12 protein-coding genes are annotated in these 11,943 nt (G+C 61.8%); 1 reads left to right on the plus strand and 11 read right to left on the minus strand.

Annotation, left to right across the window (positions count from 1 at the left end; translation table 11 throughout):
• Positions 1–136 precede the first annotated feature (136 nt).
• The 8 genes from TR61_RS15840 to TR61_RS15870 all read right to left on the minus strand — a co-directional run bounded on the left by TR61_RS15840 (position 137) and on the right by TR61_RS15870 (position 7,136).
• A complete protein-coding gene (locus TR61_RS15840) occupies positions 137–1,126 on the minus strand; it encodes an ABC transporter substrate-binding protein (RefSeq protein ID WP_050931503.1) in 990 nt (329 codons plus the stop codon).
• 55 nt (positions 1,127–1,181) lie between these two features.
• Entirely contained in the window at positions 1,182–2,027 is an 846-nt protein-coding gene (locus TR61_RS15845; protein ID WP_050931504.1) for an ABC transporter permease, read from the minus strand.
• Positions 2,024–2,956: an ABC transporter permease gene (locus tag TR61_RS15850; RefSeq protein ID WP_050931534.1), complete on the minus strand. Its 933-nt coding sequence runs from the start codon at positions 2,954–2,956 to the stop codon at positions 2,024–2,026. Before TR61_RS15850 ends, TR61_RS15845 begins: the two co-directional genes overlap by 4 nt.
• A 59-nt stretch (positions 2,957–3,015) precedes the next feature.
• Complete coding sequence (locus TR61_RS15855; protein WP_050931505.1) at positions 3,016–3,843, minus strand: ABC transporter ATP-binding protein; 828 nt, start codon at positions 3,841–3,843, stop codon at positions 3,016–3,018.
• A gap of 63 nt (positions 3,844–3,906) precedes the next feature.
• Positions 3,907–5,361 (minus strand): dihydropyrimidinase, encoded by a 1,455-nt coding sequence (gene hydA / locus TR61_RS15860; protein ID WP_050931506.1) that lies wholly within the window; start codon positions 5,359–5,361, stop codon positions 3,907–3,909.
• A gap of 3 nt (positions 5,362–5,364) precedes the next feature.
• The gene (locus TR61_RS20005; RefSeq protein WP_157440945.1) at positions 5,365–5,538 is read right to left on the minus strand and encodes a hypothetical protein; all 174 of its coding nucleotides are present in this window, start codon (positions 5,536–5,538) and stop codon (positions 5,365–5,367) included.
• A 33-nt stretch (positions 5,539–5,571) separates the two neighbouring features.
• Positions 5,572–5,889, minus strand: coding sequence for a hypothetical protein (locus TR61_RS15865; protein WP_050931507.1), 318 nt, complete (start codon positions 5,887–5,889; stop codon positions 5,572–5,574).
• The gene (locus TR61_RS15870) at positions 5,886–7,136 is read right to left on the minus strand and encodes a Zn-dependent hydrolase (protein WP_050931508.1); all 1,251 of its coding nucleotides are present in this window, start codon (positions 7,134–7,136) and stop codon (positions 5,886–5,888) included. Before TR61_RS15870 ends, TR61_RS15865 begins: the two co-directional genes overlap by 4 nt.
• A gap of 152 nt (positions 7,137–7,288) precedes the next feature.
• Between TR61_RS15870 and TR61_RS15875 the strand changes: the two genes are divergently transcribed.
• Positions 7,289–7,897 carry a TetR family transcriptional regulator C-terminal domain-containing protein gene (locus tag TR61_RS15875; protein WP_050931509.1) on the plus strand — a complete coding sequence of 203 codons (609 nt, stop codon included), beginning with the start codon at positions 7,289–7,291 and terminating at the stop codon, positions 7,895–7,897.
• Positions 7,898–8,025: 128 nt separating this feature from the next.
• On the opposite strand, the gene preA is transcribed toward TR61_RS15875, so the two are convergent.
• The 3 genes from preA to TR61_RS15890 are packed head-to-tail and all read right to left on the minus strand — an operon-like array spanning position 8,026 to position 11,898.
• The gene (gene preA / locus TR61_RS15880) at positions 8,026–9,330 is read right to left on the minus strand and encodes an NAD-dependent dihydropyrimidine dehydrogenase subunit PreA (protein WP_050931510.1); all 1,305 of its coding nucleotides are present in this window, start codon (positions 9,328–9,330) and stop codon (positions 8,026–8,028) included.
• Positions 9,323–10,567, minus strand: a complete 1,245-nt coding sequence (locus TR61_RS15885; protein WP_050931511.1) for a glycosyltransferase — start codon at positions 10,565–10,567, stop codon at positions 9,323–9,325. Before TR61_RS15885 ends, preA begins: the two co-directional genes overlap by 8 nt.
• The gene (locus tag TR61_RS15890; protein WP_050931512.1) at positions 10,564–11,898 is read right to left on the minus strand and encodes an NAD(P)-dependent oxidoreductase; all 1,335 of its coding nucleotides are present in this window, start codon (positions 11,896–11,898) and stop codon (positions 10,564–10,566) included. Before TR61_RS15890 ends, TR61_RS15885 begins: the two co-directional genes overlap by 4 nt.
• Positions 11,899–11,943 lie beyond the last annotated feature (45 nt).

Raw genomic sequence — 11,943 nt, forward strand, 5'->3', positions numbered from 1 at the left:
CCCGACACCGGGGCGCGCGCGTTCTTGTTTTTTAACAATCACCTTGAGGTGCAAATGACGCCCCGGACCTGATCCGGGGCCTCCGTCCTCACAACGAGGTCCCGGTCGGGTCCGGGACGCCCGTGCGTAAAACGGCTTAGTTCAGCGCCGCATCGGTGATTGCGCTGGTCCAGGCGCCTTCGGGTGCCTTGGTGATCACCGGATCGGACCCGCCGGCCAGCAGCGTGGCCACGGTGCGTTCATAATCCGCGGGATCCAGCGCGCCGTTCGAGCCTGCGGTCAGCTTGGCAATCTCACCCATCATCCGCTTTTGGTGCTTTTCGGTCTGCGCGCCGGTCTGGTCATTGTCCAGAACGATCATGGCCGCTTCCTCGGGGTTCTCCTCGGCATATTTCCAGCCTTTCATCGAGGCCGCCACAAAGCGCTCCATCTTGTCGACAAAGGCCGGATCGCTGAGGTTCTCTTCCAGCACATACAGCCCGTCTTCCAGCGTGGCGACGCCCTGGTCCTCGTACTTGAAGGTCACCAGATCATCTGGGCTGACGCCCGCGTCGATCACCTGCCAGTATTCGTTATAGGTCATGGTCGAAATGCAATCGGCCTGGCGCTGCAGCAGCGGATCGACGTTGAAGCCCTGCTTGAGCACCTCAACACCGTTTTCCGATTTCCCATCGGTGGAAATGCCCAGCTGGCTCATCCACGACATGAAGGGAAATTCATTGCCGAAGAACCAAACTCCCAGCGTGCGGTTGGCCAGATCTTCTGGGCTTGCGATGCCCGCATCCTTCCAGCAGGTCAGCATCATGCCCGAAGATTTGAACGGCTGCGCGATGTTGACCATCGGCAGACCCTTTTCGCGTGCCGCCAGCGCCGCGGGCATCCATTCCACGGTCACATCCGCACCGCCGCCCGCAAGTACCTGCGTGGGCGCGATATCCGGGCCACCGGGCAGGATGGTCACGTCCAGTCCCGCCTCTTCGTAAAAGCCCTTGTCGGCGGCCACGTAATATCCGGCAAACTGCGCCTGGGTGACCCATTTCAGCTGCAGCGTGACCTCATCGGCGGCCCAGGCGGGCGCCGTCATCAGACCCAGAGCCGTCACGGCCCCTGCGATCATGTTCTTCATATCGTACACTCCTTGTTGAACGTCTTTTGTGCTCGTTGCCTCAAAGGCCTTGTTGTTATCCGCGTTGTGAGGGGTGCCAGAAGGTCACCCGTTTTTCGATCCATGTCACGATACCATAGAACGCCGTTCCCGCCAGCGCGGCAACGGCAATCTCAGCCCAGACCAGATCGATCGACAAGCTCCCGACGCCGGTTGAGATACGAAATCCCATGCCCCGCGTTGGAGAGCCGAAATATTCAGCAACAATTGCCCCGATCAGCGCCAGCGTGGTCGCGATCTTGAGCCCGTTAAAGATAAAGGGCATCGCCGCAGGCAGGCGCAGTTTGACCAGCATCTGCCAATATCCGGCCGCATAGGTGCGCATCAGATCGCGCTGCATCGCATCGGTTTCCCGCAGGCCCTGCACCGTGTTCACGAGGATCGGGAAGAAGACCATGACCACGACCACGGCAGCTTTTGACTGCCAGTCAAACCCAAACCAGCTGACCAGAATGGGCGCGATCCCCACGATGGGCAGGGCCGCCACGAAATTCCCAATGGGCAAAAGCCCGCGGGTCAGGAAGGCCGACCGATCGATGGCAATCGCCGTCAGAAAGGCCGCAGAGGCGCCAATGACAAAGCCCGTCAGCGCGCCTTTGAACACGGTCTGCTGAAAATCCTCCCACAGGATGTCGGTCGAATTGGCAAAGGTCTGCACCACGGTCGAGGGCGGCGGCAGGATCACCGGAGAGACGCCCAAAGCACGCACCACCCCCTCCCACAAGACCAGCAGGGTCACACCAAACAGAACCGGGATCAGCACCCGAACCGCACGCGTCTGCGCATAGGCCGAATTCGCCAGCCAGGCATTCAGCGCCCAGGCGCCGATCCAGAAGACAAGGGCAAAGATCAGCCAGCTCATGCCTGCATCCCCATGCGTTTGAGCGTCACGCGCTGGAGCACATCCAGAAGCGTTACCAACAGCCCCGCAAGGATCGCCGCCGCCAGAAGCGCCGCCCAGATCGCCAGCGGCGTTCCAAACTGATCCCCGATCAGGATGCGCGCGCCCAAACCGCTGATGGCACCCGTGGGCAACTCACCCACGATGGTGCCGACCAGAGCCGCCGCAATGCCCACTTTCAGCGACGTAAACAGATACGGCACCGAGGCAGGCAACCGCAGTTTAAAAAACGCCTGCAACCCACTGGCGTTATAGGTTTTCAGCAGATCCAACTGCGACACCGCGGGCGAGCGAAGCCCCTTCACCATCCCCACCAGAACCGGGAAGTAACACAAATAGGCCGAGATAATCGCCTTGGGCACCCCGCGCCCCTCGATCCCCAGCTGAGAACTCAGCACGATGATCATAGGCGCCAGCGCCACGATGGGCACGGTCTGGCTGATGATCGCCCAGGGCATCAGGCTCATATCCACGACGCGGGAATAGACGATGGCCACCGCCCCAAGGATGCCCAATGTGGTGCCCAGCAAAAACCCCCACAGCGTCGATTGCAGCGTGATCCAGCCGTGATAGATCAACGACCGTTTCGACATCGCACGCCCGCGCAGGGCCATCTCCCCGGTCGTTTTCCACAGCTCCTGGCCCACCTGCTGCGGCGTGGGCAGCCGGGGCCGCTCCAACGCATAGCCCGCACTGATCTGCCCCGGATTGGCCGCCATGAGCCGCCAGACAGAGGTATCGCGCCGCTCAAGCGATCCGGCAGGTTCCACCGCCACCCCGGCACGTTCCGCCTGATCCAGCGCCACGCGGATATTCATGGGCGCCACAGCGGCATACCAGATGCCGATGATCGCGGCCAACACCACCAGAACGGGCAGCAAATTACGCACCAACCTGCCCCTTCTTCTTGCTCCAAATACGGAAGTCCAACGTCACCGCGCGCGCAGCCTCAGTCATAGGCGTGCCCCGCCCGCAGCCCATCCCGCACGCGGTGGGCGATCTCCAGAAACTCCGGCGTGTCGCGGATATCGAGCGGCCGTTCCTTCGGCAGCGGGCTTTCGATCACATCCGTGATCCGCCCGGGCCGCGGCGACATCACCACGATCTTGGTCGACAGATACACCGCCTCCGGAATCGAGTGCGTCACGAAGCCAATCGTCTTTTCCGTCCGCGCCCAGAGCGCCAAAAGCTGTTCGTTCAAGTGATCGCGCACGATCTCGTCCAGAGCACCGAACGGCTCATCCATCAACAGGATATCGGCATCAAAGGCCAGCGCCCGCGCGATGGAGGCGCGCTGCTGCATCCCGCCCGACAACTGCCAGGGGTATTTCTTTCCAAACCCTTCCAGATCAACAAGTTGCAGGACTTTATTCACGCGCTCTTCCTGCTCGGATTTATCAAACCCCATGATCTCAAGCGGTAGTTTGATGTTCCCCGCAATCGTCCGCCAAGGATAAAGCCCCGCAGCCTGAAACACATAGCCATAGGCACGCTTCCGACGCGCCTCATCCGGGCTCATGCCGTTCACGGTGATCGTCCCACCCGTTGGTGTTTCCAACGCCGCCATTACGCGCAGAAACGTGGTTTTGCCGCAGCCCGACGGGCCGATGAAACTGACGAAATCCCCTTTGTTGATCGTGAGGTTCACGTCTTTCAAAGCCTGTACAGGCCCGTCATTTGTCTGAAACGTCAGATCCAGATTGCGCGCCTCGATCACCGGGCCTGCCCCGTCCCGGGCCTGCCCCGGGACCTCTTTGTCATTTTGTGCCACGTTCATCCGCCTGGCCTGTTCTCAATATTTGGCGAGGCCCCGGGGCACGCCCGGGGCACACTCGCATTCTCAAACCCCTGTCGCCGGAATGCCGGTCCGCTCCACGGGCCGCGGCGCAGTCAGCTCTTTCCACGTGCTCAGCGCCTTGTTGGTCGTCCCGTTCGGCTCGCGCGCCACGAATTTGCCGTGGCCTTCCTGCGTCCGGATCTCTCCATCATGGACCGCCACATGTCCGCGCGAGAGTGTGAAGCGCGGCAGGCCCTTAACCTTCTGGCCCTCGAACACGTTGTAGTCGATGGCCGATTGCTGGGTGCTGGCCTCAATCGTCTTCTCTTTTTCCGGATCCCAAACCACCAGATCGGCATCTGCGCCGACAAGCACCGCACCCTTTTTCGGATAGCAATTCAGGATCTTGGCGATGTTTGTTGAAGTGACTGCCACGAACTCATTGGGCGTCAGACGCCCCGTCCCCACGCCATGGGTCCAGAGCATCGGCATCCGGTCCTCAAGCCCGCCCGTACCATTCGGGATTTTCGAGAAATCACCCACGCCATAGCGTTTCTGTTCCGTGGTAAAGGCGCAGTGATCGGTGGCCACGACGCTCAAAGACCCACTCATCAGACCGGCCCAGAGGCTGTCTTGGTGTTTCTTGTTCCGGAAGGGCGGCGACATCACGCGGCGCGCGGCGTGGTCCCAATCGGGGTTGAAATACTCGCTTTCATCCAGCGTAAGGTGCTGGATCAAAGGCTCCCCCCAGACGCGCTTGCCCTGCTGACGCGCGCGGCGGATCGCTTCATGCGCTTCCTCGCAGGAGGTGTGCACGACATACAAAGGCACGCCCGCCATATCGGCGATCATGATGGCGCGGTTGGTGGCCTCGCCCTCAACCTGGGAGGGCCGCGAATAGGCATGCGCCTCGGGCCCTGTATTGCCCTCGGCCAGCAGTTTCGCCGTCATTTCGGCCACCACATCACCGTTTTCGGCATGGACCATGGCAATGCCCCCAAGCTCCGCCAGACGGTTGAAGGAGGCGAAAAGCTCATCATCATTCACCATCAGCGCGCCTTTGTAGGCCAGGAAATGCTTGAAGGTGTTGATGCCCTTGTCCTGAACGATGGTTTTCATGTCGTTGAAAACCTGCTCCCCCCACCAGGTCACGGCCATGTGGAAGGAATAGTCGCAATTGGCACGGGTCGATTTGTTGTCCCACCGTTTGACCGCGTCCCAGAGGCCTTCGCCCTGATTTGGCAGGCAGAAATCGACCACCATCGTGGTGCCGCCCGCCAGGGCCGCGCGTGTGCCGGATTCGAAATCATCGCTGGAATAGGTGCCCATGAAGGGCATCTCCAGATGCACATGCGGGTCGATGCCGCCGGGCATCACGTAACAGCCCGTGGCGTCCAGTTCGGTGTCGCCTTTCAGGCCTTTGCCGATCTCGGTGATCACACCGCCTTCGATCAGGACATCCGCCTCATAGCTGAGATCCGCGGTGACGACCGTGCCGTTTTTGATGACAGTGGACATGAGTTAATCCTTCCGTTGTCTGCGTTTTTTCAGCCAAAGCGTCAGCGCGCCATAAAGGCCGGTGGCAATAACAGTGGTGATCAGGCGGCTCAGGAACACGCCGGGAGATAACGGCACGCCCTGGGCCAGATCAAGCCCCACCTGCAGGATCAAAAAGATCGCTGCGAAAACAATCATTTGCTGGACAAAGCTTCTGTCCATATCTCCCCCTCAGACCGAGCCGAAACAGTCGATGGCGGGCCCGTGCACGCCGATGTCCAAAGGCCCGAACGCGCTTTCCACACAGAGCGAGAAATACCCCGCAAGCGGCAGGTAAATCACGCGATAATCCCCATTGGGCCGGGTCACAGAATAGCATTTCTGCTGGATGCCACCCGAAAAATTCACAGTCACCAGCACCGGTTTCCGCCGCGCTTCGAGGAAGGCGGCAAGGGTGTCGGCCCGGGCTTTCGTGCTGGTGTCATAGGCTTTGACTTCCTTCTCGATCATGGCCTCGATATCCTCGGGGCCGATGATGTCGATGCTCAACTGACAATCTCCGCCGTCTCAACCACCGCGTGGAAGAGCACATCGGTGCCTGCGCGCGCCCAGTCGGGGCTGATTTCCTCGGCCTCATTGTGGCTCAGGCCATCGACGCAGGGGCACATGACCATCGCAGTGGGCGCCACGCGGTTGATCCAGCAGGCGTCATGGCCCGCGCCCGAGATCAGGTTCATGTGGGAATATCCCAGTCGTTCCGCCGCATTGCGGATCGCACTGACGCAGCCTTCGTCAAAGGCTACGGGGTCGAAACCACCGACCTTTTCGAACTCAATCTCAAGCCCCATGTCATCGCAGATTTTCTGGGCGCCCTCTCGCAGACGCGCCTCCATATCCTCGATCACGGCCAGCTCCGGGGACCGGAAATCGACGGTGAAGACCACCTTGCCGGGGATCACGTTGCGCGAATTGGGATAGACGTCGATATGGCCCGCAGCACCCACCGCATGGGGTTTGTGGGACCACGCGATCTCGTCCACCAGCTCCAGCACCCGCGCCATGCCCAGCCCTGCGTTCCTGCGCATCGGCATGGGGGTCGAGCCGGTATGGGCGTCCTTGCCGGTGATCGTCACCTGCGTCCAGCTGAGGCCCTGGCCGTGGGTGACCACGCCGATATCTTTGCCTTCAGCCTCCAAGATCGGGCCCTGTTCGATATGCAGTTCGAAAAAAGCGTGCATCTTGCGCGCGCCGACCTCTTCATCGCCTTTCCAGTCGATGCGGGTCAGTTCGTCGCCGAACTTTTTGCCCTCAGCATCCTCGCGGGCGTAGGCCCAGTCCTGCGTGTGGATGCCAGCGAAGACACCCGAGGACAGCATAGCCGGAGCATAGCGTGTGCCCTCTTCATTGGTAAAATTGGTCACAACGATGGGGTGTTTCGTCTTGATGCCCAGATCATTCAGAGTGCGGATGATCTCCAACCCGCCCAGAACGCCCAGAACGCCGTCGTATTTCCCGCCCGTGGGCTGGGTGTCGAGATGCGAGCCCACATAGACCGGCAACGCATCCGGATCGGTGCCGTCGCGCTGCGCGAACATGTTGCCCATCTGATCCAGGCCCATGGTGCAGCCCGCATCCTCACACCATTTCTGGAACAGCGCGCGGCCTTCGCCATCCTCATCGGTCAGCGTCTGGCGGTTGTTGCCGCCCGCCACGCCGGGGCCGATCTTGGCCATCTCCATAAGGCTGTCCCACAGCCGTTCGCCATTGATACGAAGGTTTTCACCCGGTGCCGCCATCTGTCATCCCCCGGCCTGTGGAAGGCGCATCTTTTGTTTTGACCAACTGGTCAAACTCACGCTACCACTCAGGTCCGGACAGTCAAGAAATTGCGCGAGGCCGGGGCGCAAGTATTTGCCGGATCCTTCGGCTGATGACGGAAAGTTAGGCAATGAACACACAAGGCCCGACGCGAATCCAGAAAAAGAACCGCGCCGTGATTCTGGAGGCCGCGCTGGATGTGTTTTCGACCCATGGCTTTCGCGGATCCACCGTCGATCAGATCGCGAAAGAGGCGGGATTATCGAAACCCAACCTGTTGTATTACTTCCCGAGCAAGGAGGCGATCCACGCCAGCCTGCTGGAGCAGATGCTGGACACCTGGCTGGATCCCCTGCGCGAGATGGACCCGGAGGGCGATCCGCTGGAGGAGGTGCTGGCCTATGTCGCCCGCAAGCTGGAGATCAGCCGCACCTACCCGCGCGAAAGCCGGCTTTTTGCCAATGAAATCCTGCAGGGCGCGCCCCGGATCGGAGAGGTTTTGTCGACCGATCTGAAGGCCCTGGTCGATGAGAAAATCGACCTGCTGACGCGCTGGATGAAGGCGGGTCACATCGCGCAGGTCCACCCCTATCACCTGATCTTTTCGATCTGGTCGCTGACCCAGCATTACGCGGATTTCGATGTACAGGTGCGCGCCGTGATGGGCGATCAGGATCCGTTCCAAAGCGCGCCGGAGTTCATCGAGACACTCTACCGGCGGCTTTTGACCCCGACCTAGCGCCATTGGGGCTCTGCCCCAAACCCCGCCCGTATTTTTGAAGAGAAGAAGACAAGGTCGTGCCCCTGCTTCTTCTCTTTTTCAAATACCGGCCGCCGGAGGCACGCGCCAAAGGCGCGTTCCTGGCTTTACTCGGCCGCCGTGCTCATCGGGTTGTTGGGATGCATTGTCCAGTTGGCGTAATCATCCGAAACCGTCTTGCCGGTGCGTGGATCAACCGTTCCTGCGGACAGCCGCTCCATTGTGATGCAGTTTTCCACCGGGCAGACATCCACACACAGGTTGCAGGCCACACATTCCGCGTCGATCACCTCGAACACCCGGTCAGGTGACATGGAAATCGCCTGATGCGAGGTATCCTCGCACGCGGCAAAGCAGCGCCCGCATTTGATGCAGGCATCCTGATCGATGCGCGCCTTGGTCACGTAGTTCAGGTTCAGATACTGCCAGTCGGTGACATTGGGCACGGCCTTGCCGATGAACTGGTCGGTGCTGGAATAGCCCTTCTCATCCATCCAGCGCGACAGGCCTGCGATCATCTCCTGCACCACGCGGAACCCATAGGTCATGGCCGCCGTGCAGACCTGCACATTGCCCGCGCCAAGGCTCATGAATTCGGCCGCGTCGCGCCAGGTGGTGACGCCGCCGATGCCGGAAATCGGCAGGCCGGCGGTTTCCGGATCGCGCGCGATCTCGGCCACCATGTTCATCGCGATCGGCTTCACCGCCGGCCCGCAATAGCCGCCATGCGATCCCTTTCCGTCAATCGACGGTTCGGGGCTGAAATTGTCCAGATTGACCGATGTGATCGAGGAGATCGTGTTGATCAGGCTGACCGCATCGGCGCCGCCCTTATGCGCCGCGCGCGCCGGATAGCGGATATCGGTGATGTTGGGGGTCAGCTTCACGATGACGGGTTTCGAGTAATATTCCTTGCACCACCGCGTCACCATTTCGATATATTCAGGCACCTGGCCCACGGCCGATCCCATGCCGCGTTCGCTCATCCCGTGGGGGCAGCCGAAATTCAGCTCGATCCCGTCCGCGCCGGTTTCCTCCACACGGGGCAGGATGGCTTTCCATTCCGCTTCTTCGCAGGGGACCATGATCGACACGATCACCGCGCGGTCGGGGTAATCGGCCTTCACGCGGGCAATCTCGTCCAGGTTGGTCTGCAGCGGGCGGTCGGTGATCAGTTCGATATTGTTGAGCCCCAGCAACCGCCGGTCCGCGCCATAAATCGCGCCATATCGCGGGCCGTTCACATTCACGACCGGAGGCCCTTCCGACCCCAGCGTTTTCCACACGACACCGCCCCAGCCTGCTTCAAAGGCGCGGCGTACATTGTATTCCTTGTCCGTGGGCGGGGCCGAGGCCAGCCAGAACGGGTTCGGGCTTGAGATGCCAAGGAAATTGGTTGTCAGATCAGCCATTGTGGTCCTCCACGGGGTCACGTTTCAGGTTCTGTTTGATAATCTCGCAGCGATGGGCAAAGACCTGCTCGCGCGTCAGGTGGCGGGCCGAAGCCGCCGCGCGCCCGATCAGGTCGGCCAGAACGGCGCGGTCAGCATCCAGCGCGGCGAGCGCGTCGGTCAAGGCGTCGATCTGGCCGCGTGTTACAAGGCGGCCGGCCTCCTGTTCGTTCACCAGATCGCGGGCAAAGGGGTCGCGATAACCGACCAGAGGTGTCCCGGCATGGAGCGATTCAATCAGGATGCGGGGGCTTTCGTCGGTCAGGTGGCAGAACAGCAGCGCATGGGCACGGCGCAGCGCGGCCAGAACCGTGGGCCGGTCCGACACAAAGCCGTGAAACGTGATGCGATCCGCCACGCCCCGTTCGCCGGCGCGGGCCTGCATCGCCGCAAGCATGTCGCCATCGCCCAGCCAATCGGCCTGCCAGTCGATCCCGCGCGCCGACAGCCCTGCCAGCACCTCGACCCAGTCCAGCGGGCCTTTCATGGCCGTCGCCCGGCCCGCATAGACCAGCCGCAATGGCCCGCCCAGCGCATCGGCCTGTTTCTGCGCCAAATCCTCGGCGCTGATCCGGTCGGCTTCGGTAAGGTGAATATCCTCGACAATCTGCGGGTTGCGGGTAAGCGGAGCAAAGCGGTCATAGACCGTGCGCCCGTGCAACAGCGCCAGATCAGCCCCCTTGAGCACGCGGCGTTCATTCCATGCGCCCACGGCCCATTTCACCCGGCCTTTCAGGCGGTCTTTCAGGCCCGGGCCCGCGCTTTCCAGCATCACCTGGCTTTCCACGCGGTCAAACCAGATCCCGTGCGGAATGCCATGTTTGCGCGCGGTATCCGCGCCCAGAACGCCCCAATCGCCCAGCCAGCCACCAATGGCGAACAGCCGGTAGGTCACGCGGCGCATGATCTCAAGAAACTGCGCGGCGACCGCATCGCGGGTCTTGCGGAAGGTCGCGCGGTCATAGCCGTCGGGCAGCTCCACGATCTCGATCCGGGGGGCTGCGATCCCCGCCTCTGCCGCGTCCGACCAGCCCGCCGGGGGTTTTTCCGCCAGACAAATCGAGGCCGCCACCACGCGGTGGAAATGATCCGCCCAGGCGTGCAGACCGCTGATCGTCTGATCCTCGATAAAAAGCCGATTGTCCCATCGGTAGAAAGGTGCGCCCAGAGTGATCAAGACGCTGTCCTCCTCGCTCACGCCATCAGACCTGCATGGATGTCTTCGGCGGCATCACGGCCTTCGGCCACGGCCGTCACGGTCAGGTCATCGCCGCCTGTCGCGCAATCGCCGCCCGCCCAGACGCCATCGACACTGGTGCGCCCTGCCCCGGTCACGGCGATCTTGCCGCCGTCCAGCGTCAGGCCCGAGGGCGCGCCTTCCAGTGTCTGACCGATCGCCTTGAACACCTGATCGGCAGCGATACGCAGGGTTTCCCCGGTGCCTGTCAGCTTGCCGCCTTCGGTCGTGGTGTATTCCAGTTCGACCTCGACCGCGGCGCCATTGCCATGCACGGCGACGGGCTGGACGTTGAACATCAGCTTTACGCCTTTCGAGGCCGCCAGATCCTGTTCATAGCGGCTGGCGCTCATCGCCTCGCGGCCCCGGCGATAGGCGATGGTGACGTTTTCCGCGCCCAGAAGTTTCGACTGCACCGCCGCATCCACCGCCGTCATCCCGCCGCCGATCACGACCACATTGCGGCCCACGGGCAGCTTGGTCAGATCGTCGGCCTGACGCAGTTCGGCGATGAAATCCACCGCATTGGCCACGCCGGATTTGTCTTCCCCATCCGCGCGCAGGGCATTCACCCCGCCCAGACCAATCGACAGGAACACCGCGTCAAAGTCGGCTTTCAGCCCCTCAAGGCTCAGATCGCGGCCCAGCGCCTTGCCGGTTTCAACCGTGATACCACCGATTTTCAGAAGCCAGTCGACCTCGGCCTCGGCAAAGCCGCCCACGGTCTTATAGGCGGCGATGCCGTATTCGTTCAGCCCGCCGGGATTTTCCCGCGCCTCATGGATGACTACGTCATGGCCCTTCATCGCCAGCCGATGCGCACAGGCCAGACCCGCAGGCCCCGCCCCGACAACCGCCACGCGCTTGCCGGTGCGCGCGGCCCTTTCAAACGGATGCACGCCCTGCGCCATCATCGTATCGGTGGCAAAACGTTGCAGGCGCCCGATCTCGACCGGCTTGCCCTCGGCCGTCTCGCGCACGCAGGCTTCCTCGCAGAGGGTTTCGGTGGGGCAGACGCGGGCGCACATGCCGCCCAGAATGTTCTGATCGAAGATCGTCTTGGCCGCGTTTTCCGGCTGACCTGTCTGGATCTGACGAATGAACAGCGGGATGTCGATGGCCGTGGGACAGGCCGTCACGCAAGGCGCGTCATAGCAGAAGTAACAGCGATCCGCCGCCACGGCTGCCTCATGCGGGGCGAAGGGGGCGTGCAGATCTTCGAAATTCTCGGCCAGCTGATCTGATGACAACCGCCCCGGATGAATGCCGGGGGCCATGGAACCTTGCGCCATGCTGGGTCTCCCTGAGTTCACATTTGTTGCTACTCAGACTGACAC

It is taken from the genome of Aestuariivita boseongensis, assembly GCF_001262635.1.
Taxonomy (GTDB): Bacteria; Pseudomonadota; Alphaproteobacteria; order Rhodobacterales; family Rhodobacteraceae; genus Aestuariivita; species Aestuariivita boseongensis.